Consider the following 23,742-nt stretch of genomic DNA (forward strand, 5'->3'; position numbering starts at 1 on the left):
TCTCTTTTTTCAACCAGATAGGCCAACGTCTATGCAAAACGGGGTGGGGCGGGGCGGGCTCCGAGGCGGCGCGGGGCTCGGGGCGGGATCGGGTCAGGTGAGCAGGGTGCCCAGTTTGGTGACCGTGTTCCAGTTGCGGGCGGTAGCGACGGTGACGCCGAGGCGCTTCTGGAAGACGAGGTGGGTCAGTTTGGTCTCGGCTGCGCCGTCGGGCAGCCACATGTGCACCTCGCGCTCGCCTGCCGCGATCCGCTCCCCCGGTTTGGCCAGCGCTTCGACCTCGGCCAGCTTCGCGGGGTCGACCGGGCCGGACAGGAACACCACGAAGTGGCGGGACGGATTGTCGGCCACGTCGCCGAGCGGGTCGTGCGCGATGATCCGGGCCAGGTCGGCCGCGTCGCGGACCAGGCAGCCGACGGACATGCCCAGCTCGGCCTCGATGGCCCGCTCCAGCTCCGCGGCCAGCGCCGCCTGGTCGGACTTCGCGCTGCCGAACACCACGTTGCCGCTCTGCAGCAGGGTCTTCACGTCCTCGTGGCCCAGGCCCTCGACCAGCTTGCGCAGGTCGGCCATGGAGATCTTCTTGTTGCCGCCCACGTTGATCCCGCGCAGCAGCCCGGCGTATCGCTTCACGAGGCACCCTTCTGACAGGTCGCGCACCAGTACGAGTTGCGCCCGGCCAGCGCGCCGCGGCTGACCGAGGTACCGCAGACGAGGCAGGGCTGGTCGGGGCGGCGGTACACGTAGACCTCGCCGCCGTGCCGGTCGACCCGCGGCGGGCGGCCCATCGCCTCGGGCTCGTGCTCGGGGCGTACCGTGTCGATCCGGCCGCTGAGCACGGCCTTGCCCATCAGGTCGACCAGGTCGGCCCACAGCTCCCGCCAGCCGTCGGGAGTGAGCGCGCGGCCGGGCGCGGCCGGCGCGAGGCCGGCCCGGAACAGCGCCTCCAGCACGAAGATCAGGCCGGTGCCGGCCACGATCGACTGGTCGAGCAGCAGCGCGGCCAGCGCGTTGTTGCTGCGCCGGATGCGCTCGTACGCCTGCTCGGGTTTGGCGTCGGCCCGCAGCGGGTCGGCGCCCAGCCGGGCGCGCAGCGCGTCGACCTCGGGCGGGTCGAGCAGCTCGCAAGCGGTCGGGCCGCGCAGGTCGAGCCAGTGCCGGGTGTTGGCCATCCGCAGCCGGATCTGCCCGACCGGGGGCGGGACCGGCAGGTCGCCGTCGGCGAACTTGCCGTAGAGCCCCAGGTGCACGTGCAGGGTGAGATCGCCGTAGTGGTGCAGCAGGTGCTTGCCGTACGCCTCGGTGTCGAGCAGGACCGCGCCGCTGATCCGGGCCGCGCCCTCGGCGAACCTGCCCTGCGGGCTGGTGACGGCGGCCGGCTCCCCCGCGAACAGCTCACGGTGCCGGTCGGCGAGCCGGCGTACGGTGTGTCCCTCGGGCATCGGTACACGATAGTCGGCGGGCCGCGGCCGCGTGGCGTCCGCCCGGCCGGACTCAGCCGAGCAGGTGGGCCCGCATGCGGGTGTACGCGTCGCGGATGTGCGCGCGGTCGGCCTCGCTGAGGTGGTCGAACATGTGCTCGCGCACGGCGCTGACGTGGCCGGGGGCGGCCTCGGCGAGCTTGGCCGCGCCGGCCTCGGTGAGTTCGGCGTGCATGCCGCGCCGGTCGTCGTCGCACTCGACCCGGCGCACCCAGCCGGCGTCCTCCAGCCGGGTCACCGCGCGGGTCACCCCGCTGCGGGAGGTGAAGCTGGCGTCGGCCAGGTCGCGCATGCGCAGGCGGTGGCCCGGCGCCTCGGACAGCAGCACGAGCAGCTCATAATCGGCGAAAGAGACCCCGGAGTCCGTTTCGAGCTGCCGGTCGAGCGCGTGGATCAGCAGCCGGGTGCCCTCCAGGTATGCCCGCCAGGTCGCCTGCTCGTCGTCGTCCAGCCACCGCGTCTCTGCCATGCCTGCAGTCTACCGGGAATAGTTGACCGCGCAACAATGTCGTGTATGCTGAACTCGTTGACAACGCAACGACCCGATCGAAAGGCAACGGCCGTGAAGACCTCCACCGCCAAGCCCCGCCGCGAGCTCATCGACGTCCGGTACGCCGACGAGCGGGCCAAGACCCGCATCGGCTGGCTGGACTCCAAGCACTCGTTCTCGTTCGGTCGGCACTACGACCCGCGCAACACCCACCACGGGCTGCTGCTGGTCAACAACGACGACATCGTCAAGCCCGGCTTCGGCTTCGAGACGCACCCGCACCGGGACATGGAGATCGTGACCTGGGTGCTGCGCGGCTCGCTGGTGCACCAGGACTCCACCGGCCACTCCGGCGTCATCTACCCGGGGCTGGCCCAGCGGATGAGCGCGGGCAGCGGCATCATGCACTCGGAGAAGAACGACTCCTGGCGGCTGCAGGGCGACAAGCACGCCGACCCGGTGCACTTCATCCAGATGTGGGTGGTGCCGGACACCGACAGCATCACGCCCGGCTACGAGCAGCTCGAGATCGACGACGAGCTGCTGCGCGGCGGCCTGGTGACGGTGGCCTCAGGCATGAAGCAGCACGTCGGCGCGTCCGCGATCCGGATCAAGAACCGGCACGCGGCGCTGCACGTCGCGCGGCTGCAGGCGGGCGACAGCGTCGAGCTGCCGAACGCGCCGTACCTGCACCTGTTCGTGGCGCGCGGCTCGGTGTCGATGGAACGGGCGGGCAGCCTGGCCCAGGGCGACTCGGTGCGACTGACCGGCAGCGGCGGCCAGCGCATCACCGCGAGCGCGCCGGCCGAGGTCATGGTCTGGGAGATGCACGCCACCATCGCCGGCTGACCGGCCCCACAACCGCCGGATCCCCGACCTGCGCCCCAATCGCGGCCGGGGGTCCGGTACCCATAAGCACTGCCAGGCGGCGGCGCCCCTTTGAGGGTGGCCGCCGCCGTCGTCATTTGCCCCATAGGCATCTTGAGCATTTGCTCAAACTGGCCTACCCTTTCAATTGAGCAGATGCTCAAATGCTGAAGGAGCTGCCGAGATGCTGCCGCGCGTACAGAGCGAGATCCAGCGCCGCCTGCTGGTGAACTACCGAGCCGACCCCGACCTGGTCGCCCGGCTGCTGCCCGAGCCCTTCCGGCCGCAGCTGGTGCGCGGCGCGGCCGTGGTCGGTATCTGCCTGATCCGGCTCGCCGGCACCCGGCTGCCCGGCATGCCCCACGTCACCGGGCTACCGGCCACCGAGAACGGCGCGCACCGCCTGGCCGTCGAGTGGGACACCCCCGACGGGGTCCGCAGTGGCGTCTTCATCCCCCGCCGCGACAGCCACTCCCGGGCGACCGTCGCGCTCGGCGGGCGGCTCTACCCCGGCTGGCACCACCGCTCCGTCTTCACCGTCGCCGAGACCGACACCGACCTGCGGGTGTCCTTCCGGTCCACCGACGACGAGGCGTACGTCGACGTGCACGCCCGCATCACCGACCGCCTGACCGGCAGCGCGCTCTTCGCCGACCTCGACGAGGCCGCGCGCTTCTTCCGCACCGGCGCGGACGGCTACTCGGTGTCCCGCCGCCCCGGCGTCTACGAAGGCCTGCGCCTGGTCTCCTCGCGCTGGGACGTCGAGCCCGCCCAGCTCCTGCACGCCCACTCCTCCTTCTACGACGACCGCCGCCTGTTCCCCACCGGCTCCATCGAACTCGACGGCGCCCTGCTCATGCGCCACCTCCCCGTCACCTGGCAAGCCCTCCCCCCTCTGGAAAGGAAGGGCACCTTCACATCGGTTTCCGTATAGGAAGGGCACCTTCTTAACACGACGCCCACGGTGAGCTGCACCGGAGCGCTCAGGGGGGCGGGGCGACAAAGTGAAGATCTGTTTTTGTGGACGCTGGGTGTCGTCATGACGACGTCAGGCGTCCACAAAAACAGATCTTGTCGCGTCACGCCCAACGGCGGCGATCTGCACGGCCGGCACGCCCATCGCGAATACCGGCAGACACGCACATCGCGGGCCGCCGCGCACAACACCGCAGCTCCGCCCCAACGCCACGTTGAGAAGGTGCCCTTCCGCTACCTATAGCGATGTGAAGGTGCCCTTCCTTTCGAGGGTGTGGTGGCCGGGGGGCAGGGGGATGGTGCGGTCGGGGAGGGCGAGGGTGATCGGGCCGTCGGTGTCGACGGTGAAGGTCGTGTCGTCGGCGATGAGGGTCAGCCGGGTGTCGGCGATGCGGAGGTTGCGGATGCCGGTGCGGCCAGGCAGGTGGGGGCGGTAGTGGACGGTACGGGTGAGGGCGTCGACGCGGAAGCCGAGCACGTGTTCGATGAGCATGGAGATCGGGGCGAGGGCCGACCAGCCACAGAAGTCGGGGCGGACCGGGGTGCGGTCGTCCTTGGCGGTGGACGGCGCCGGGCGGGTGGGTGAGTAGGCCTCCCAGATCGTCGGGGGCGAGTACGACGACCAGGTGTCGGCCATGTGGCGGATGAGGTCGAGCGAGGCACGGTGGGCCAGCTCGGCGTGTCCCGAGTCGGCCAGGGCGCGGGCGCTCGCGTAGGCGACGGGGATCCACACGCCGCCGCGCCAGTACATGCCGTCGGGGCGGAACTCCGGGTCGTCGCGGGCCACCGACGGCCAGGGCACCGGCCCGCCGAAGCACTTGGGGTCGGCCAGAGCCGCGGCCAGCGCGTCGGCCTGGGTCGCGTCGCAGGCGCCGGCCAGCAGCGGCCAGTACACCGCGGGTGTGCGCACCCGGTGGAAGTTGTACGGCTCCTCGGCGAAGCGGTCGAAGTAGGAACCGTGCTCAGCCGACCAGAAGTCGTTCACCAGCGCGACGAGCCGGGCGTGGTGCGCGTCGTACTCCTCGGCCAGTTCGTCGGAGCCGATGAGCCGGGCCAGCGTCGCGATGGACCGGGCGGACAGGGCCTGCTGGGCCGCGACGTCGAACCACAGGATGCCGCCGGAGGTGCCGTGCTCGCCCTGGATCGGCGCGCGGGGCGTGTTGTCCATGCCGCTGGTCACGCCCTCCCACAGGTAGCCGCGGGGCACGCGCTCGACCGTGGTCGCGATGTTGCTGTGCGGGAAGCGGCTGCCCGCCGGGGTGCCCTCCATGAACGCGAAGTGCTGCTGCAGGTAGGCCCTGTCGCGCAGCAGCCAGCGCACCCGGTCGAGGTCGCCGGTGTGGCGGACGTACTCCTCTTCGGACCAGGCGAACAGCGGCGGGTTGTCCGGGTGGTGGATCTTCAGGGACGTCGGCTCGGCGTCGTACATCGGGCGGTAGAAGTTGTCGAAGCTCTCCACCCCGGGGAACAGGTCGGGGGCGTACTTGCAGAAGTGCGCCATGAAGCACGTGTCCCAGATCCAGATGGTGTCCGGGTCGAAACCCTCGTCCATGTACGGCGAACGCGGCGCGCCCTCCCGCGTCACGACGTGCTGGTACGCCAGCTCCCAGGCGGCCCAGTACAGCTCGACGAGCCCGGGTTCTGCGTCGAGGACGGGCGAGGGCAGCGCGGACCGGTCCAGCGGGCGGCCGACGGCGACAGGCTGGGGCAGGTTCATTTGATCTCCGCGATGGCGACGCCCTTGTCGATGTACTTCTGCCCGAGGGCGTACAGGACGACGGGTGGGATGAGCGAGATGACGATGGCCGCCATGAGCATGGGCAGCGATGAGCCGAACGGCGAGGTGAAGTAGAGCAGGCCCAGCGGCAGGGTCCGGTTCTCCTCGCCGGTGAGGTAGATCAACGGGCCGAACAGCTCGCGCCAGCTGCCCAGGAACGTGAACACCGCGACCACGATGATGACCGGCTTGGACTGCGGCAGGATGATGTGCCACCAGGTGCGCAGGGTGCCGCAGCCGTCGATGCGGGCGGCCTCGTCGACCTCGCGCGGCAGGCTGAGGAAGAACTGCCGGAACAGGAAGATCTCGAACGCCGCCCCGAACAGCTTCGGGATCAGCAGCGGGTAGAAGGTGTCGATCCAGCCGATCTCGCGGTAGAAGCGGTACAGCGAGATCGTCATGACCTGGCCGGGCAGCATCATCGTGGCGAGCACGACCATGAACAGCGCGTTGCGGCCGGGGAAGCGGAACCGGGAGAAGCCGTATGCCACGAACGACGACGACAGGATGTTGACCACGACGGCGTACACGGCGAGCCACAGGCTGTTGCCGATGTAGTGCAGGAACTCGTACTTGAAGATGACGTCGGTGAAGTTCTCCCAGCGGAACGGGCTCGGGATCCACTCGAACGGGGTGGCGAAGTACTGGTTGGTGTCCTTGAGCGACTGCGACACCAGCCATACGAACGGGAACAGCAGCAGCAGGCAGAACAGGCTCAGTGCCGCGATCCGCGCGGTCAGCTCCCAGCGCGCCCGGCTGTTGCGGCGGCGGCGCACGGTGGCGGTGCGCGCGGCCGGGGCGGCGGGCGGCACGTCGCCGCTGCGCGGCTTGTCCAACACGTCTTGCATGGCAATCCTCCGGTGGGTGGGCCGCGGTCAGTTCTGGTCGGCGTCGCCGTACGCGGTGAAGCGCCGGGCCAGCCAGAGCACCAGGCCGGTCAGCACCAGGGTCGCGGCGAACATGATGAACGCCAGCGCCGACGCGTAGCCCATGTCCTGGTAGACGAAGCCCTTGACGTACAGGTAGGTCACGAACGTGCCGAGGCTGTTCTCGTAGCCGAGCGGGTTGCCGGTGGCGACGCCGCCGCTGTTGGCGAACGCGAGCGGGGTCTCGAAGACCTGGATGTGCCCGATCAGCGCCATGACGGTGTTGAACACGATGACCGGCGACAGCAGCGGCAGGGTGACCTTGCGGAACATCTGCCACGGCCCGGCCCCGTCGACCCGGGCGGCCTCGAAGTAGCTGGCCGGGATGCCTTTCAACCCCGCCAGGAAGATCAGCATGGTGCCGCCGGCGAACCACACGTTGACCAGGATCAGCGCGACCAGCGCCAGCCAGGGCTTCTCCGAGTTGCCGAGCCAGTTGACCGGCTCGGTGCCGAACAGGCTGAGGAACATGTTGGCCAGGCCGACCTCGCCGCCGCGGAACACCTGCTTGAACAGGTACGCGGTGGCGATGCCGACGAGCAGGCTGGGCACGTAGATCAGGGTGCGGAACACGTGGTTGCCGCGGAAGTCCTTGAACAGCAGCAGCGCCAGGATCAGGCCCAGGCCGATCGAGATGATCGTCGAGCCGATCACGTAGATCAGCATGTTGCCGGCGATGGTGGCGAACACCGGGTCGTCGGTCAGGATCTTGGAGTAGTTGTCGGTGCCCACGAACCGGATCGTGCGGAACACGTTGGCCTTGGACAGGCTGGTCATGAACGCGGCGATGAGCGGCGCGACGCCGAACATCAGGAAGCCCAGCAGCCACGGGCTGATGTAGAGGTAGCCCTGCACGCCCTCGCGCCGCCACCAGCGCCGCTTCAAGCGCGGCCGCTGCTCGGCCGAAACCATGCTCATGATGTACGCCTCCGGTCGGAACCTGTGGAACGGCAGTGAACGGGCGGAACGCGGACCGGCAGTCCCCGTGGCGGCCGGTCGGGCCGGTGCGACCCCGCGTGCATCCGCGGGGCCGCACCGGCGGGTCACGCTACTGCGACAGCAGCGCGTTGCCCTTCTTCTCGATCTCGCCGGCGGCCTGCTCGGGGGTGAGCTTGCCACGGCCCAGGTCGTCGATGATCAGACCGACGTCCTTGCCCAGCTCCTCCTTGACGGTCAGCAGACCGGGGCGGAACGCGGGCACCGAGGCCAGCAGGGTCGGCGCGAAGTCCTTCGGGGTGATGAAGTCCGGCAGCTTCTTCAGCGCCTCGACGTCGACCGGCACGTCGCTGAACTTCGCGAACTCGACCTGGTTCTCGGTCTTGAGCATCCACTTGAGGAACTCCCAGGCCTGCTTCGGGTGCTCGCTCTCCGCGGAGATCGCGTACCCGTTGGCACCGGAGTAGAGGGCCAGGCTGTCGCCGACCTTCGGCAGGGGGAAGACGCCGATGTTCGGGGACTTGGCGGCGATGTCGGCGAAGTTCCAGGGACCGACCCGGGCCATGGCCACCTTGCCGGTACGCAGGCTGTCCAGGTCGCCGTTGAGCCACTGGTTCTCGCGCTGCTCGTCGATCGGCGGCACGATCTTGTCGGTGAACAGGCTGGCGTAGTCGGCCAGGCCCGCGATGCCCTGCGGGCTGTTCACGGTGACCTTCGTCGGGCTGACGAAGCTGTCGTACAGCGAGCCGCCGCGCATCGCGATCAGCGACTCCCAGAAGTTGAGGCTGCCCGGGTGCAGGGCGTACTGGGTGACCTTGCCGGAACCGTTGACCTTGGTGAGCTTCTTGGCCATCTCCTTGAAGGCGTCGAAGGTCATCGGCACGGCCGGGTCGGGCGTGGCCACGCCGGCGGCCTTGAACAGGTCCTTGTTGTAGCCGACCAGCGGCACGGAGATGCCGACGGGCATCGCGTACTGCTTGTCCTTCCAGCCGAACACCCCGACCGGGCCGGGCTGGGCCCCCGCGATCGCGCCGGAGTAGCCGTCCATCTTCTTGAGGTCGGCGAAGACCTCGTTGTCGAAGTACGACGCCGCGAAGCAGGAGCACAGGCCGACCACGTCGTAGGCGTTGCCGCCGGCGGTGGTGGTCTTCACCTTGTCCCAGTACGCGTCCCAGGGCAGGAACTCAGACTTGATCTTGATGTTGGGGTTGGCGGCCTCGAAGCCGTCGAGCCACTTGCGGTAGAGCGCGTCCTTCTCGGGGGTGTTGCTCCACCAGCCCCAGCTGATGGTGACCGGGCCGCTTTCGGCCTCGGGTTCGTCGGCAGTGCCACAGGCCGCCGTGACGAGCGAAGCGGCCAGCAGCAGCGCGCTCAGGACGACGCCGGGCCTCCGGCGGGACTTCCTGGATCGAGCATGCTCCATAGTGAACTCCTGTGAGGTGCGATGCGCGTGGAGAGGTGCGGAAGCGTTGCGTCCGGCCGGCATCGTGCGGGCCCCCGGAGCGATCCCCCGGCGGTCCTGTCGCGATCCATCTAGACGCGATGGCGAACTAAATCGAAACAGTGACCGGGACCATAGCCCGCCCTCGCAAGTACGTCAACACCGTGTTACGCCGGAAACTTTTGCGCCATGTCCCCAGAGGAGTATCACCGCAGATGAGACCGCATCCCCTCCTGCTTCAGCGATCAGCCAGGTTCCGCCTCGGATCGACCGGGGTCTTCCGCACGACGGAGCGCACTGCTACTGTCCCGGTCCGTAACGAAATCGGTTTAGTAGCAACGACCAGGGAGCTGCCCATGCGGAACGGAGGACGGCCGTGAAGCGCCCGACCATCGCCGACATCGCCGGCCGCGCGGGGGTGTCCCGGTCCGCGGTCTCGTTCGCGCTCAACGACCAGCCCGGCGTGTCCGAGGAGACCCGGCAGCGGGTCCTCGCCGTGGCGTCCGAACTGGGCTGGCGGCCGCACAGCGCGGCTCGCGCCCTGCGCGGCGGCCGGGCCGGCGCGATCGGGCTGGCCCTGCAACGGCCCGCGCGGCTGCTCGGCGCCGAGCCGTTCACCATGGAGCTGATCAGCGGCCTGGAGTCCGAGTTGTCGGCCCGCTCCTGCGGGCTCAACCTGCAGGTCGTCGAGGACACCGAGGCCGAGATCGCCACCTACCGCCGGTGGTGGGCCGAGCACCGGGTCGACGGCGTCATCGTGCTCAACCTGCGCGACGACGACCCGCGCGTCGGCGTACTGGAAGACCTGCACCTGCCCGCGGTCGTCATCGGCGGGCCCGCCGGCACCGGCACGCTGCCGAGCATCTGGTCACAGGACGCGGCCGGCATGACCGACGTCGTGGAATACCTTGCGGCGCTGGGCCACCGGCGGCTGGCCCACGTGTCCGGCGACCCGAACATGCGCCACATCGTGGACCGCGCCGACGCGTTGCGGGAGGTGTGCCGCCTGCGCGGCCTGCCCGAGCCGACCACGGTGCGCGCCGACTACTCCGACGAGGACAGCGCGCAGGCCACCCGGCGGCTGCTGGCCTCGCCGGACCGGCCGACCGCGATCATCTACCACACCGACCTGACCGCGGTGACCGGCCTGGAAGTGGCGCTGGAGATGGGCCTGTCCGTGCCGGACGAGCTGTCCCTGGTCGCCTTCAACGACTCCCGGCTGTGCCGCCTGGTCAACCCGAAGCTCACCGCGCTGGCCCACGACATCCCGGGCCGGGGCGCGCAGGCGGCGCGCATGCTCTTCGCCGCCATCGAGAGCGGGCCGGGGGCCGACTCCCAGCCCGCCGAGCCCTACCGGCTGCTGCCGCGCGGCAGCACCGGGGTCTACCGCACGCGCTGATCCGCCCGACAGGGCCCGCACCCGCAAGGAGAGCCGCCGATGACCGCCCCCACGGAGACCGCGCCCGACCGCCGCCACGCACCCCCGGAGTTCCCCGCGGGATTCCGCTGGGGCGCGGCGACCGCGGCGTTCCAGGTCGAGGGCGCCCTGGACGTCGACGGGCGTACGCCGTCGGTCTGGGACACCTTCACCGCCGTCCCCGGCCGGGTGGACAACGGCGACCGGGCCGACCTGGCCGTCGACCACTACCGCCGCTACCGCGACGACGTGGCGCTGATGGCGCAGCTCGGCCTGAACACGTACCGCTTCTCGGTGTCGTGGCCCCGGGTGCAGCCCGACGGGCGCGGTGCGGCCAACGGCAAGGGGCTGGACTTCTACTCCCGGCTGGTGGACGAACTGCTGGCCAACGGGATCGAGCCGATGCTGACCCTCTACCACTGGGACCACCCGCAGGTGCTGCAGGACGCGGGCGGCTGGGCCGACCGGGACATGACCGAACGCTTCGCCGACTACACCGCGCTGGTCGCGGCACGGCTCGGCGACCGGGTGCCGCTGTGGGTCACCCTGAACGAGCCGTGGTGCACCGCGTTCCTGGGCCACGCCTCCGGCATCCACGCCCCCGGCATCGCCGACGACGCCACCACCCTGACCGTGGCCCACCACCTCAACCTGGCCCACGGCCTGGGCGTGCAGGCACTGCGAGCGGCCCTGCCACGCACCGCGCAGGTGTCCGTCGCGCTCAACCCGGCCCCGGTGCGCACTCCCGTGGACACCCCGGAGAACCGGGACGCGGTGCGCCGGGCCGACGCGCTGCGCAACCGGATCTTCCTGGACCCGCTGCTGCGCGGGGAGTATCCGGCCGACCTGATCGCCGACACCGCGCACATCACCGACTGGGGCTTCGTGCGCGACGGGGACCTGGCCACGGTCACCGCCCCGATCGACGTGCTCGGCGTGAACTACTACACGCCGCTGTACGTCGCCGCCGGTCCCGGCCCCGCCGACCCGTACAACCGCTGGGTCGGCAGCGACGGCCTGGTCCACATCGCCCCCGCCGACGGCCCGTCCACCATCCACGGCGTCGTCGACGCGGGTGCGCTGCGCGAGCTGCTCAACCGCATCCGCCACGACTACGGTCCGGTGCCGATCGTCATCGCCGAGAACGGAATGGCCTCGGCCGACACGGTCGGCCCGGACGGGCGCGTCGACGACGCGGGCCGGGTCGCCTACCTGCACGCCCACCTGGCCGCACTGCACGACGCCATCACCGACGGCGTGGACGTGCGCGGCTACGTGATGTGGTCCCTGATCGACAACTTCGAGTGGGTGTACGGCTACAGCCAGCGCTTCGGCCTCATCCACGTCGACCGGGACACCCAGCACCGCACGATCAAGAACAGCGGCCACTGGTTCCGGCAGGTCATCGCCGCGAACGCCATCCCACCCCTGGACCCGCCCGCAGCCGGCTGACGGGCGTAGCAAGGAGCGGACCCGGGGACGCCTGCGTCCGTATTGGTTCAAAGATGCGCATTAATCGAAGCACGTCGCGTTCGGGGCGCCCGGCCCCGGACGCGGCGCTCCCCCCCAGAGCACCAGGAGAGACACAGGTAGGAGACCTGGCATGAAAGCTCTTCGGCTCAACCGGCTCACCATCCCGCTCGTGATTGCGATGGTCCTCGCCGTGCTGTTACCACTGATGGTCGGCAACAAGGCGAACGCCGCCCCCGGCTTCGTCACCACGTCGGGCACCAAGTTCATGCTCGACGGCAAGCCCTTCTACGTGGCGGGCACCAACAGCCACTACCTCGGCTGGGGCACCCGCGCCGAGGTCGACTCGGTGCTCGGCTACGCCGACGCGAGCAACTACAACGTCGTGCGCGGCATCCTGCACTCGGTCACCGGGTCGCTGGACGGCACCACCAAGCCGCACATCTGGAACCCCGCCAGCACCGGCGACGCGTCCAACATGGGTATGCACGGGACGTACCTGATCTACTGGGACACCGCCACCAACACCTACGCCTTCAACCCCAGCACCACCAACGGGCTGGGCCGCTGGGACTACGTCATCGCCAGGGCCGCGCAACTCGGCCTGAAGCTCAACATCGCGATGATGGACTTCTGGCAGTGGGCGGGCGGCACCCAGCAGATCAACTCGTGGTACATCCCCGGCTACAACGGGTCCAGCCACGCGCAGCGCTACACGTTCTTCTACAGCGACCCCCGCACCAAGCAGCTGTACAAGGACTGGGTCAACTTCGTGCTGAACCGCACCAACAGCATCACCGGTGTGAAGTACAAGGACGACCCGACCATCTTCGCCTGGGACCTGATGAACGAGCCCGAGGTCAGCTCGGTGTCCCTGGCGCAGGGCTGGTACCAGGAGATGGCGTCCTACATCAAGGCGCAGGGCGCCCAGCAGCTGGTCACCACCGGCAGCGAGGGCTTCTACGGCGGGCAGGCGGGCTCCGACCCGAACACCGAGGCCGCCAACGTGCCGGCGATCGACTTCCAGACCTGGCACACCTACCCGACGTACCACAACATCACCCCGCAGCAGGTCAACAACCTGATCAACCAGCACTGCGCGACGGCGGTGGCCAGCGGCAAACCTGTGCTCATGCAGGAGTTCGCCTACCCGGCACGCAGCGCGGCGGAGAAGGTCACCCGGTCGAACATCTACAGCGGCTGGGCCGACACCATCTACAACAACAACGACTGCGCCGGCTGGCTGTCCTGGCGGGTCGAGGGCAAGGTCGTGCCCCCGGCGACCAAACCGCACCCGCAGGACGACAACGTCAACCCGGCCACGTTCATCTGGCCGCCCGACAACGGCGAGGGCTTCTCCATCTACGGCGAACCCGACACGTCCAAGGTGCAGTACGACCCGGCGTACCAGATGTTCGCGACCCAGGCCGCACGCCTGATCGCCAAGAACGGCGGCGTCCTGCCGTCGTCGCCGCCACCGTCTCCCCCGGCCTCGCCGTCGCCGTCGCCGTCTCCTTCGGCCAGCGCCTCGCCGCAGCCGCCGGGCACGGTCAACGTCGACGACTCGGTCCAGGGCACCGGGCAGAACCAGTGGAACTACAGCGGCTGGACCCACTGCACCGCCTGCAACGAGACCGCCCCGGCGGTGTTCTACAACGCCAGCCAGAGCTGGAGCCTCAACGCCGGTGAGACCGCGACCCTGGCCTTCAACGGCACCCGGGTCGTCTACCGGGGCGTCACCGGCGCGACCCACGGCATCGCCGCGGTGTCGATCGACGGCGGCACCGAGGTGAACGTCGACCTCTACGCCGCCACCAAGACCGGCGACGTGGCGGTCTGGACCAGCCCGGTGCTGTCCGCGGGCAACCACACGCTGCGGATCCGCAACACCGGCACCAAGAACGCCAGCGCCTCGGGCACGGTCGTCACCCTCGACCGGGCCGTCGTCACCGGCGGGTCCACCACCTCCCCGTCGCCGTCCGCGCCGCCGGCCTCGCCGTCGCCGCAGCCGTCGACCAGCCCGCCGGCCACCGGCTTCGTCAAGGGCATCAACCTCAACGGGCCCGCGGTCGTCATCGAGGGCAACCAGTGGGTCAGCCAGACCACGGCCCAGTCCACCGGGTTCACCGTCTCCGGCGGCACCGCCCACACCAACACCGTCACGCCCAGCCCGCTGCCCGACGCCGCCACGGTGGACATGCTCCACACCGGGCTGCTCGGCACGGACCTGGGCACCATCACCATGAGCCAGACCGTGGCCAACGGCACCTACCAGGTGTACGTCTGGGAGATGGAGTCGGTGCAGGGCAACACCCGCCGGTTCAACGTCACCCTGGAGGGCATCCTCAAGGCCAGCAACCTCGGTGACCTAGCCCTGAGCCACTGGCGGGAGAACGGCGCGTACACCGTCACGGTGTCCGACGGCGTCCTCAACATCAACGTCACCGGCGCCTACGGCAAGCCCGCCATCATGGGCCTGGCCATCTACCGCATCTGACCGCTCCCCCGCCGGCCCGCCCACGCGGGCCGGCGCCTTACCCGAGATCGCCGTCTCGTGTCGGAACCTGAGGACTGACCTCGTTCTCCGATACGAGACGGCGATCTTTCCTGCGGCACTAGGCTGGGATCTGGTCCGCGATGTCGGGATGGACGTGGTACGGCGGGATGTGATGGTTCGCCACCTCAGTGAAGACGTCATCGCCGACGTGGCCGAGGTCGCCGCCGGCTGCGACTCGGTGGTGCGCGCCTGCAACGCCGCCGTGTCGGTGCTGCACGGCCACCTCGACGCCGCGGTCGACGTGCTGCTGCTCAGCCCCGGTCAGCTGTCGGTCGTCGCGTTCAGCGGCGCGTGGCAGGCCCCCACCGCGGTGCCGAGCCACTACGGCGTGGTCGGGCACGTGCTGGCCACCGGCCGGCCCACGGCGATCGACGACGCCTCCATCGCGTACGCGGGCCTGCACACCGGACGCCCCGTCGGCTCCGTGGTCTGCGCCCCGCTCAGCGAACCCGCCGACCTGCCCATCGGCGTGCTCAACATCGAGTTCGACCACGTCGTCGCCGAACCAGCCCGCTGGGCGGACGAACTCGCCGAAGTCGGCCGGCGGCTCCGGCGGCGCATCGACGAACTCGGCGGCCTGCCCCCCGAGTCACGGGCCGAGCTGCTGCTGCGCCACACCCTCGGCTTCGCCACCGCGCACAGCGGGGTGCAGCTGGCCGAGATGGCCTGCCGGGCCGCCGTCGAACTCACCGGCCTGGGCAGCGCGACCGTCCTCACCCGGCGGGTCGTCCCGGCGGGCCAGCCGCGGTATCCGCTCCGGCAGACCGCCGCCCACACCGCCACCGGCGCACACGACCTGCCCGTGCGCGTCGCCGACCTCCCGTCGCAGACCCTGGCCGCGCTGGTGGACGCCGTATGCCGGCACGGGGCCTCGCACACCCTGGGCGACCCGGCCGGCGAGGACGTCCGCGGCTTCGAACCGCTCGTGGAAGCCGGGGTGCGCACGCTGCTCGCCTTCCCGGTGCGCGCAGCGGCCCCCGAGCCCCGGCTCGACGTCGCGATGCTGGTGCTGGACGAGCTGGCGATACGCGTCGATCCGAGCACCGTCACCGTGCTCGAACTGCTGATGGCCAACGCCGCCGAATGCTACGAGCGCCTGGGCACGCTGCAGCAGATGCAGACCCTCGCCGAGACCGATCCGCTCACCGGCCTGCGCCACCTAGGCCCGTTCACCGAGCGGCTCGCCGCCACCCGGGCCGGCCGCACCGCCCTGCTCGTCATCGACGTCGACAACTTCAAACAGATCAACGACCGGCTCGGCCACGCCGAAGGCGACCGGGTGCTCATGGAACTGTCCGCCGCGATGCGCGAATCCCTGCGCCACGGAGACGAGCTGTTCCGGGTCGGCGGCGACGAGTTCGTCGCGGTGCTCGACGTGCCCGACGTCGCGGAGGCCGTCCGGGTCGCCGACCGGCTGGTCGCCGCGGCGCGCGACAGCGGCAGCGCGGTCAGCGTCGGCATGGCGCTGCGCCGGCCCGGCGAGCCCGCCCAGAGCACCCTGCGCCGTGCCGACCAGGCGATGTACACCGCCAAGCAGGACACGCAGTACTCGGTGTGGTCCGCGGAATGACCTGGTGTCCACGGGTATGCCGTGGAGACTGGGTGCATGGCCGACGTCCCGTCCCCCACGCTGTACCACCGATGGCTCGGCTGGCACGCCCCCGCGCTGCGCCGCGCGGCCGTGGTGGCCTGCCTCGGACTGCTCGCGGCGGCCGGGCTGGCCATGGTCACGACCTGGGAACTGGCCGCCATCGGCGGCTGGAACGTGATGGCGCTGACCTTCCTGTTCGCGACCTGGCCGATGATCATCAGGGCGAACGGCGCCACCACCCGCAAGCTCGCCGTACGGGAGGACGAGAGCCGGGGCTCCGCCACGCTGCTGCTGCTCGCGGCGAGCGTGGCCAGCCTGACCGGCGTCTTCGTCGCGCTCCGGCTGGCCGGGCTGAACAGCGGCTCGCTCCGCGGGCTGTTCGTCGCCGTCGCGGGGTCGACGGTGCTCGTCTCGTGGGTCGTGGTCAACACCGTGTTCACGCTGCGCTACGCGCACCTGTACTTCCGCTCGCCGGGCGGGGCCGTCCAGTTCGGCGAGCCGCAGCAGGAGCAGCCCGACTACCGCGACTTCGCGTACCTGGCGTTCACCATCGGCATGACCTACCAGGTGTCGGACACGACGCTGCGCAGCCGGCGGATGCGGCGGACGGTGCTGGTACACGCCCTGGTGGCGTACCTGTTCGGCGTGGTCATCGTGGCCGGAGCCATCAACCTCATCGCCGGACTGGTGAACTGACCAAGCCGACGCTCACGATCCTGTGGGCCGACCGGAACCATACGCATGCGAAGAGGTCTGCGGTACGCCGGCTGTGTGAGCAACCAAGAACCGCAGACCTCCGCGCCTCTGGGGCCGTCAGGAAGAGGCGTAGTTGACGAAGTAGCCGACCGAGTAGTTGGACGGCTCCACCCGAAGCGGGTTCAATGCCGGGTCGACCGCCAGATAGAGCTTGGCACTGAACCGGCGGCAGTCCGACCCCGCCGTGATCGGCAGGTATGTCAGCGAATGGACCTTCTTGTGGTGCTGGTCCCACGAGATCGCATAAGCCGTCGGGCTCCCCGTCACCACCTGACACACCTCGCCCGTCACCACGTTGCTGACCGTGACGACCGGGTAGTAGTGCCCAGCGGAGCCCTGGCCCTTGAGGCTAAGCGGTCCCCAAGTGCTCTGCGGGCAGCTGTCGGTGTAGTAGTAGCACGCGGTCAGCTCCGCATCGAGCACCAGCCGCACTGACGTCGTGCTGCTCGCCGCGGTCCAGGAGTTCGAGTGCAGCACGTACTCGGCGCTGCCTGCGGGCAGGCCAGCGCCGACGAACACACCCTCGTCGCCTGCCTGGCAGGTCGCCGGATACAGCACGCAGTCCTCCGCGGTCGACCAGATCGCCGAGCCCGGGTAGACCGACCCGGACAGCCACAGGTACGTCTGGCCGCCGGCCAGCGCGGTGAGGTAGTCGGCGTCGGTCGCGCCGCCCGCGCCCTTCTTGCTTCTGCCGAACAGGCGGCAGGTGTACTCCCCGTCGGCGGGCGCGGTCCAGAGCCAGTTCACCACCAGTTTGGTGATCTCCGGTTGGCCCGTGCTGTTCTGCGTGGTGTTGACGCCCCAGTCGTCGCCGCAGGAGATGCGGGCCGCGACCATCATGTTGCCGGTCGTGCTACTGGCCGCGGCCAGCCCTGCCTTCAGGGTGCGGGTCTCCCCGGCGGTCCACGCCTTGGTGATGGCGGCCAACTCCGTGTAGCCGACCTGCGGCACCGTCGTGTCGACGGCGAGGTCGTCCTGTGTGTACGCGTATGCGGGCTGCGCGCCCAGTGTCACGGCACAGGCCACGGCGACCAACACCGTTGCCATCGCCGCGCCTGCACGGCGCAGCAGGTTAGACATTCCCCCGTTGGTGGTGCGCACCATTCCTCCATGATCAGTTAGATCGGGTCATTATCGCCGCCTTCTCCACTACGCGCTGCCCCGCGAGGACCACATGCGGCGGACGCACCCACCCGCCGCATGGGGGCAGACACACATAGGCCCCGGTCCTCAGGCCGGGGCCAGGATGCCGTCCCACCCGTCACGCCTGCGCCCGCTCCCTATCGGGCGGTCGACAACGGCGTGCCCGTGGCGATGCGGACGCGCTTCGGATCGGCGAGCGCGCACGCCTCGCGCGGAGTTGCCCACGATCTGATGGGACGGCCCACCGCCGAGCAGCACCCGGGCCGGTCAGCCCCAGATCGCCGTGGCCCACTCCGGGTGGTCGATGAACGGGTTGCGGTTGTGCTGCCAGTTGTCGTAGATGACCTGGTTGCGGCGCTTCTCGAAGGCGTCCGGCGGGTCCTGCTGGTTCCACTGGAGCAGCACCGACAGCTTGCCGATGTACGGCACCGACCCGTTGCTGGTGGAGTTGTTCAGCTCCAGGTTGGGCCAGCCGTCCTCGCCCTCGTACCGGATGGCCATGTACATCAGCATCCGCGCGACGTCGCCCTTGACCGCGTTGCGCGGCTCCCACGAGTCGGTGTCGGTGTAGTTGCCCGGCGCCTCGCCGACCGCCGAACCGCCCAGGTCGAAGTCCTTGTTACCGCGGGTCGAATTGACCGTCACGTCCTCGGGGCGCAGGTGGTGCAGATCGGTGCCGGGGCCGGTCGCGGTGCCGAAGTCGCCGTGCGACTGCGCCCAGACGTGCTCGCGGTTCCAGTCGTTGACCCCGCCGCCGTTGGTCGTCTTGCTCTGCGAGCGCCCGCTGTAGATCAGGATGACGTTGGCGGCGTTGTTGGGATCCTGGTCGGTGGCCTTCAACCCCTCCCACACCTGCGCGTACGTGACCTTCGTCTGCGTCTTGATGATGTTGTGCAGCGCGGTGCGCAGCGCCGGCCCGGTCTTGCCGAGCGCGCTCGCGTAGTACGTGGGGTCGTACGGTCCGCTCGACCCGGTCGGCGCGGGCGACGGTGACGAACCGACGCCGAGGCTCATCGAGGTCGGGTCCTTGAGCCCGCCGTGCGAGAAGTACGCCGTCAGCGTGCCGGTGACGGTCACCTGCCGCCCCATCAGCCCGGGATTGCCCTGCAGCCCGAAGGCGCTGCGGTAAGCCGCCGTGACCTGGACATACAGCATGCGTGAAGTGCTCGACTCGGCCGCCGCGTCGGCGATCGCGATCGCGGTGTCGCCGGTGAACCCCGACTTGATCACGGTGTTCGTCGCGGTCGGCTGCCCGACGATGTAGCCCGCCACCGTCGCAGAGCGTCCGTCCTGAGCCGACAGTGCTGCGGCGACCGTCAGCGGGGCCGCCGCCGAAGCCGACATGGTGGCGACACCGGTGGCCACCGCGACCGCGACGGCCAGAGCCACAGCAAGCCGCTTGCCGCCGGCCGAAGTCACCTTCAAAGCACTCATGGCCAGAATGCTATGGGTCGTGGCGCGCGGGCAGAAGAGGCGTGCTGTCGCATCGCGACAGTTCACTCTCCCGGACCCCGTACGCCCTGCTCCGCCGGGCATTCCAGTTTGGTCATAACATCACCGGGGTCGGCGGCCGCCCGCCGCCGGTCAGGTCACTCGTCGGCGAACGCGTGCGGGAACCGCACCCACCGGCCGTCGTTCTGCTGCCAGGACTGGGTGCCCTCGGGCAGGTCACCGAGCGCGACGACGTGCGGCTGGCGCTCGACCACGTGCCGCAGGTGGACCAGGACCGCGTCCCCCTCCTCGGTGCTGCCGCCGTCGAGGAACTGCCAGTCGTCGTCCGCGTCGTGCACGACACCCGTCACCGTCGTCTCACCGGCCATGACACGTTTCGTCGTGTAGACCATGTCGTCCGGGCAGCCGCCGGCGAACAGCCACGGCTCCTCGTCGCGCAGCCGCCGCCACGGCCCGTCCGGGTGCTCGTCGTGCGGCAGCCAGAGCTGCGGCTGGACGTCGCGGCAGTGCTCGTCGACGCCGTCGTCCCAGGGGAAGCGGTGCTGCTTGTCCGGCCATACCAGCTGCAGGAACGCCAGCGGCGGCTGCTGGTAGAAGTTCAGCGCCTGCCCGAACAGGTCGCCGTACCAGGTGTTGTGGATGTATCTGACGGCCAGCGGGTAGTTGTTGATCACGTCGTCGACAAGGTCGCCGGGGCGGAACTCGCGGCCGTCCTTGACCAGGTCACCGGCCGCGTTGATCAGCTGCATGCAGGTTTCCATCCGCAGGCCGAAGACGGCTAGCTCCAGGCTGCGGTGGGTGTGCCATAGGCCGATCGAGTAGCCCCAGGCCGGCACGTGCTCCTGCTCCCGGACTCCGACGACGTGCCAGCCGTGGGAGTTCACGTCGCCGGTGATGCGGGCTTGGCGCTCGCTCGGCTGCGCGGGCGGGTCGCAGACGTGGCAGTGGCACGGGAGGGTGCGCAGGTCGCTGGGCATCGGTGCAGTGTAGGCGGGGGCAGGTGGCCCGCCTAGGCGACCTTCTACCGCCACTCCACGGGGCCCGGGATGACGGACTCTGCGGCGGCAATCGCCTCGGCCAGCGTGTGGAAGCCCTGCGAATCCGGCCAGAACGGCTTGCCCGCGTGGTGCCGGACGTAGTACAGGTGACCGTTCTCGTTCAGCTCCGGAACCTCGCCGGGTTCCAGGTCGTCGTCTGCGGCACCGATCTCGTACCAGAAGTCGTAGTCCAGCATGACCACGTATACCGCCGTGGGTGCGATGCCGTCATACATCCAGAGGCCCCTGGCCACGACTTCTTCCACCCGGCAAGGATGGCACGGGCCGACACCGCCCCGGCTCAACGGCCCGACAGGTGACGCGCACCGCCGGTGAACAACAGCGTGCGGCGGCTGTGATGCGACCGTTGACCACCGTGAACGACAGCGCGACTCGCACCCTTTCGCGGGCTCGCTGAACCCGCCCACGAAACCTCGTGACCTCGGCCTTTCGGTACATTCCGAATTATCTATGCAATCGGGTCCCGTGACCCTACGCTCGGCGCGGATGTCGGCTTGACGGGTGGCGGCTGATGTCTCGTCGGCCGGATCAGTGCACGTCGCGCCCACGGCGTGCGAACGGGATTCGGGTCCGACCCGAAGCCACCCGGCTCGGAGCGAACATGAAGCGAATGCTCAGCGCAGTCGTCGTCACGCTGACAGCAGTGTTCGGCATGGTGATCACCGCCGCGTCGCCGGCTCAAGCCCTCAGCCCGTGCACCTCGTACTCACACACCCAGAACCGCGGCGGCTACATGGCGTCCGTTCCAACGATCGGCAACGAGACCGACAACGTGAACTGCGAACTGTGGCAGGGCCGGACCGGCGACGCCGTCAAGGTGCTGCAGTACGCGCTCAACGAGTGCTACCTGAAGGCTTTCCCCCACCACAAGGTGCCCCTCATCGTCGACGGCGGTTTCGGCACGAAGACCCGTGAAGCACTGGAGTTCGCCCAGTACGTCCAGGGCATCTCGGTGGACGGGCGATACGGCCCGCAGACGCGGACCAACATGCTGTGGCCGCAGGATGGCGGCAGCACTGCGACCTGCACGTATCTTTGGTGAGGTGACGGTCCCGCTATCGGGTCACCGGGATTTCCGTGGGCAGCCGGGCCGACCGCCGTCAGCCCGGCTGCCAGGAGCCCACAGCCTCCTGAGCACCGGAGGATCACCACTTCCCGGGGCCGCTGACCTGGCCCGTCCAGGCTGAAGGCGCCGCCCGATGCAGGAGCGAACAAGGGTAGATCTCCACCTTCGAACTGCTCGGACCTCGCTGGGTGAAACGGCCTTGGCACGAGCGCATCGCCTCAGGTCGACAGCGACCGGATGAGACCTCCTGCGCCGATGATCTCGATCCCGACGAGGAAGCCGTCTTCGTCGAAGTCCAGGACGATGTCGCCTCTGCCCTTCCTCTCCACGACGACGTTCTCTCGCACGCCTCCGGCAGGCACGGGAAACAGCGACACATAGGCGGCGTCCGCGTCGGCGTCATGGTTGAGTTCGAGCGCTCGGGCACCCAGGTGAGGAATGGTCACGAACCCCTCGGTCCAGTGATCCTCGTCCAGCTGGTACGACGTGACCAGGAAACAGTCCGGCTCGTCGACGAAGCCAGGCTGGTCCCGCGTCTGCTCGATGCGCTCCTGCGCGCGCTGGTCTGATGAGTAGACGCCGAGGAGTTTGATGTCGTCGCCGCTCTGCTCATCCCAGGTCAGCTCGCCGTCTTCGGTGTGCTCGACAGTGCCGTCGAGGTTCCTGGCGTGCCTTACGTGCCAGAGGAGGTAAACCCGCATAGCCGAGGAGGCTAGTCCAGGGCGCGATCCTCAGACCGCCGCTTTTCGCACACGGTCCGCCGATCCGAGACGGCCCCGAAGTAGGTGCCTGCGCTACCGGTGGGGAGCCAGCGACCTCTTCCTCGTCATGGACGAGCCCGACCTGCGCACGACCTGCAGCCGCTACATCTGAGCGAAGCTGTCCATTCCGGTCAGCGTGAGGATCTCGGTCCGCACGTCCGCACATCCGGTTTTTACCAGCTCATCGAGTTGACCGGCGTTTTCGGGCTTGGCACCCTGCTGGTCGAAGAACGTCGCCAGGTTCGCCGCCAGGTTGACCTTCCGTCCGACTTCGGACCCGATCCCCTTGAGCACCGGGACCTGTTCCCGCAGGTAGGCGCAAAGGGCGTCGGCCGACAGAGACTTGCCTCCCGCTGCCGGCGCAGACGCAGACGCACCACCCGCTGGTGCCACTGCGGGCTCGCCCGTTTCAGAGCATGCGGCCAGGGACAGTGCGGCCACCATGAATACCTGAACAATCTTCAATCGCTTCACATTCGGGATCATGCCAGCTGTGGTCGTCGTACACAGCGTCAGATAGTCGCCTGTGGCGTCACTCCTTCACGTGGTAACGCACTCCGGCCGCACCACCGATGACCGGCTCGAAACCACTCCGCCGACGGCCGGCCACAGCGGTGGCACCTCGCCACGCGCCACTCACATGCCGCCCGTGATCGAAGCACCCTGCCGGGTGTTGTCCGGGCTCACTAGGCTGACGCGCCATGGAGGTCATCATCCCGGTCATCATCGTTCTCGCCGTCGTCTCGTTTCTCTGGGGGCGAGCTCATGACAGCTGGTTCGCGAAGAAGATCGGCGAGGAGGTGCGCGGGCAGACCCCACCTCGACAGGTGTCTCAGAATGACCCGGTCGTCCTGTTGGAGAAGCTGCACCGGCTCAAGGAAGCCGGCGCGTTGACCGATGCCGAGTACGAAGTCCAGAAGGCACGCATCCTCGGCGGGTGACGGCTCCGGCGCTGAGCATTGCACACCGGCTGCTTCAGCGGGCTCTGCCGCCGGGCGTACACGGCGACCTCGTCCGTCCGATCCAAGACTCGGCGTCGCCGCCTGACATCGAGGTCAGAGCGAGTACGGGTAGATCGCGACCCGCTCCTGCTCGATGACCAGTTCCACCCAGGTGCCATCGGTGTCCTCCGGCATGGAGCCTTCGACGTCGAGGAGGATCTGCCCACCGGCCAGGTCCAGCGCGGCGGCACCGTGCTCCAGGTGACGGAGCTTCCCGCGGAGCACCACACAGTGTCCTTCGGCGCCCACACCCGGCTCGCACACAGTTGACGACCTCGCGTTGCGCCCCCAGCCGATCACGGCATCCACGGTCCACTCGACGTAGTAACCGCCGGAGGCGGCATCCCGATCACCGACCCACACGGCTACAGCACGACCGACCGGCGTCTTGATCCGAGCCAGGAGCAGGCTTCGTGAACGGTTCTCGAAACTCTCGACCTCGACGAGCACCTGCCGATGATGCACGATGACATGGGCCGTCGGCGGACCAATTGACGGTGCCGCAGGAGCACGGCGGCCGACGTCGTCTCGCAGGCTGAAGTCGTAGTCGGCATGGGCGGATACCGAGACTAGGCGA

Annotated in this window: 23 protein-coding genes; 9 read left to right on the top strand and 14 right to left on the bottom strand. The window is 69.3% G+C overall.

The features are described from left to right. Nucleotides 1–93: 93 nt before the first annotated feature. Genes F9C41_RS38060 through F9C41_RS38070 form a run of 3 tightly spaced genes read right to left on the bottom strand, consistent with a single transcriptional unit; the run spans nucleotide 94 to nucleotide 1,950 of the window. Entirely contained in the window at nucleotides 94–633 is a 540-nt protein-coding gene (locus F9C41_RS38060) for a DUF1697 domain-containing protein (protein WP_196280133.1), read from the bottom strand. Beyond that, nucleotides 630–1,442, bottom strand: coding sequence for an Fpg/Nei family DNA glycosylase (locus F9C41_RS38065; protein WP_155391707.1), 813 nt, complete (start codon nucleotides 1,440–1,442; stop codon nucleotides 630–632). Before F9C41_RS38065 ends, F9C41_RS38060 begins: the two co-directional genes overlap by 4 nt. A 52-nt stretch (nucleotides 1,443–1,494) precedes the next feature. After that, nucleotides 1,495–1,950, bottom strand: coding sequence for a MarR family winged helix-turn-helix transcriptional regulator (locus F9C41_RS38070; protein ID WP_155391708.1), 456 nt, complete (start codon nucleotides 1,948–1,950; stop codon nucleotides 1,495–1,497). A 93-nt stretch (nucleotides 1,951–2,043) separates the two neighbouring features. Here F9C41_RS38070 and F9C41_RS38075 point away from each other — a divergent pair, with 93 nt between their 5' ends. Next, the gene (locus tag F9C41_RS38075; RefSeq protein WP_230690321.1) at nucleotides 2,044–2,820 is read left to right on the top strand and encodes a pirin family protein; all 777 of its coding nucleotides are present in this window, start codon (nucleotides 2,044–2,046) and stop codon (nucleotides 2,818–2,820) included. Between the two features lie 202 nt (nucleotides 2,821–3,022). Then, the gene (locus F9C41_RS38080) at nucleotides 3,023–3,772 is read left to right on the top strand and encodes a DUF2071 domain-containing protein (RefSeq protein WP_155391710.1); all 750 of its coding nucleotides are present in this window, start codon (nucleotides 3,023–3,025) and stop codon (nucleotides 3,770–3,772) included. Nucleotides 3,773–4,051: 279 nt separating this feature from the next. Here the strand turns inward: F9C41_RS38080 and F9C41_RS38085 are convergent, their stop codons facing one another. The 4 genes from F9C41_RS38085 to F9C41_RS38100 all read right to left on the bottom strand — a co-directional run bounded on the left by F9C41_RS38085 (nucleotide 4,052) and on the right by F9C41_RS38100 (nucleotide 8,875). After that, nucleotides 4,052–5,530: an MGH1-like glycoside hydrolase domain-containing protein gene (locus F9C41_RS38085; protein WP_155391711.1), complete on the bottom strand. Its 1,479-nt coding sequence runs from the start codon at nucleotides 5,528–5,530 to the stop codon at nucleotides 4,052–4,054. Beyond that, entirely contained in the window at nucleotides 5,527–6,438 is a 912-nt protein-coding gene (locus F9C41_RS38090) for a carbohydrate ABC transporter permease (protein ID WP_155391712.1), read from the bottom strand. The genes F9C41_RS38085 and F9C41_RS38090 overlap by 4 nt, the downstream gene beginning before the upstream one ends. 27 nt (nucleotides 6,439–6,465) lie before the next feature. Continuing rightward, nucleotides 6,466–7,434, bottom strand: a complete 969-nt coding sequence (locus F9C41_RS38095; protein WP_155391713.1) for a carbohydrate ABC transporter permease — start codon at nucleotides 7,432–7,434, stop codon at nucleotides 6,466–6,468. Between the two features lie 130 nt (nucleotides 7,435–7,564). Then, a complete protein-coding gene (locus F9C41_RS38100) occupies nucleotides 7,565–8,875 on the bottom strand; it encodes an ABC transporter substrate-binding protein (RefSeq protein WP_196280134.1) in 1,311 nt (436 codons plus the stop codon). Nucleotides 8,876–9,269: 394 nt separating this feature from the next. On the opposite strand from F9C41_RS38100, the gene F9C41_RS38105 reads away from it, so the two are divergent. The 5 genes from F9C41_RS38105 to F9C41_RS38125 all read left to right on the top strand — a co-directional run bounded on the left by F9C41_RS38105 (nucleotide 9,270) and on the right by F9C41_RS38125 (nucleotide 16,624). After that, nucleotides 9,270–10,292, top strand: a complete 1,023-nt coding sequence (locus F9C41_RS38105) for a LacI family DNA-binding transcriptional regulator (protein WP_155391715.1) — start codon at nucleotides 9,270–9,272, stop codon at nucleotides 10,290–10,292. A 39-nt stretch (nucleotides 10,293–10,331) separates the two neighbouring features. After that, nucleotides 10,332–11,762 carry a GH1 family beta-glucosidase gene (locus F9C41_RS38110; RefSeq protein ID WP_155391716.1) on the top strand — a complete coding sequence of 477 codons (1,431 nt, stop codon included), beginning with the start codon at nucleotides 10,332–10,334 and terminating at the stop codon, nucleotides 11,760–11,762. A gap of 151 nt (nucleotides 11,763–11,913) precedes the next feature. Next, on the top strand, nucleotides 11,914–14,277 hold the full coding sequence (locus F9C41_RS38115) for a glycoside hydrolase 5 family protein (protein WP_155391717.1): 2,364 nt from the start codon (nucleotides 11,914–11,916) through the stop codon (nucleotides 14,275–14,277). A gap of 172 nt (nucleotides 14,278–14,449) precedes the next feature. Beyond that, a complete protein-coding gene (locus F9C41_RS38120; RefSeq protein ID WP_155391718.1) occupies nucleotides 14,450–15,907 on the top strand; it encodes a GGDEF domain-containing protein in 1,458 nt (485 codons plus the stop codon). Nucleotides 15,908–15,943: 36 nt separating this feature from the next. Beyond that, a complete protein-coding gene (locus F9C41_RS38125; protein ID WP_155391719.1) occupies nucleotides 15,944–16,624 on the top strand; it encodes a DUF1345 domain-containing protein in 681 nt (226 codons plus the stop codon). A 117-nt stretch (nucleotides 16,625–16,741) separates the two neighbouring features. Here F9C41_RS38125 and F9C41_RS38130 read toward each other — a convergent pair whose 3' ends face one another. The 4 genes from F9C41_RS38130 to F9C41_RS38145 all read right to left on the bottom strand — a co-directional run bounded on the left by F9C41_RS38130 (nucleotide 16,742) and on the right by F9C41_RS38145 (nucleotide 20,582). Next, nucleotides 16,742–17,731: a hypothetical protein gene (locus F9C41_RS38130; RefSeq protein WP_155391720.1), complete on the bottom strand. Its 990-nt coding sequence runs from the start codon at nucleotides 17,729–17,731 to the stop codon at nucleotides 16,742–16,744. A 363-nt stretch (nucleotides 17,732–18,094) separates the two neighbouring features. After that, nucleotides 18,095–19,261 (bottom strand): endonuclease, encoded by a 1,167-nt coding sequence (locus tag F9C41_RS38135; protein WP_155391721.1) that lies wholly within the window; start codon nucleotides 19,259–19,261, stop codon nucleotides 18,095–18,097. Nucleotides 19,262–19,416: 155 nt separating this feature from the next. Then, a complete protein-coding gene (locus F9C41_RS38140; RefSeq protein ID WP_155391722.1) occupies nucleotides 19,417–20,256 on the bottom strand; it encodes a DUF4262 domain-containing protein in 840 nt (279 codons plus the stop codon). 44 nt (nucleotides 20,257–20,300) lie between these two features. Next, entirely contained in the window at nucleotides 20,301–20,582 is a 282-nt protein-coding gene (locus F9C41_RS38145) for a hypothetical protein (RefSeq protein ID WP_155391723.1), read from the bottom strand. A 356-nt stretch (nucleotides 20,583–20,938) separates the two neighbouring features. On the opposite strand from F9C41_RS38145, the gene F9C41_RS38150 reads away from it, so the two are divergent. Continuing rightward, nucleotides 20,939–21,379 carry a peptidoglycan-binding domain-containing protein gene (locus tag F9C41_RS38150; protein WP_196280135.1) on the top strand — a complete coding sequence of 147 codons (441 nt, stop codon included), beginning with the start codon at nucleotides 20,939–20,941 and terminating at the stop codon, nucleotides 21,377–21,379. A gap of 242 nt (nucleotides 21,380–21,621) precedes the next feature. Here the strand turns inward: F9C41_RS38150 and F9C41_RS38155 are convergent, their stop codons facing one another. Both F9C41_RS38155 and F9C41_RS38160 read right to left on the bottom strand, forming a co-directional pair. Further along, nucleotides 21,622–22,104, bottom strand: coding sequence for a DUF2283 domain-containing protein (locus F9C41_RS38155; RefSeq protein WP_155391725.1), 483 nt, complete (start codon nucleotides 22,102–22,104; stop codon nucleotides 21,622–21,624). A 162-nt stretch (nucleotides 22,105–22,266) separates the two neighbouring features. Next, nucleotides 22,267–22,638 carry a hypothetical protein gene (locus F9C41_RS38160; RefSeq protein ID WP_155391726.1) on the bottom strand — a complete coding sequence of 124 codons (372 nt, stop codon included), beginning with the start codon at nucleotides 22,636–22,638 and terminating at the stop codon, nucleotides 22,267–22,269. Nucleotides 22,639–22,865: 227 nt separating this feature from the next. Here F9C41_RS38160 and F9C41_RS38165 point away from each other — a divergent pair, with 227 nt between their 5' ends. Beyond that, nucleotides 22,866–23,105 (top strand): SHOCT domain-containing protein, encoded by a 240-nt coding sequence (locus F9C41_RS38165; RefSeq protein WP_155391727.1) that lies wholly within the window; start codon nucleotides 22,866–22,868, stop codon nucleotides 23,103–23,105. Nucleotides 23,106–23,219: 114 nt separating this feature from the next. Here F9C41_RS38165 and F9C41_RS38170 read toward each other — a convergent pair whose 3' ends face one another. Further along, nucleotides 23,220–23,615 (bottom strand): hypothetical protein, encoded by a 396-nt coding sequence (locus F9C41_RS38170; RefSeq protein WP_155391728.1) that lies wholly within the window; start codon nucleotides 23,613–23,615, stop codon nucleotides 23,220–23,222. Nucleotides 23,616–23,742 lie beyond the last annotated feature (127 nt).

It is taken from the genome of Catellatospora paridis, from assembly GCF_009720365.1.
Classification (GTDB): Bacteria; Actinomycetota; Actinomycetes; order Mycobacteriales; family Micromonosporaceae; genus Catellatospora; species Catellatospora paridis.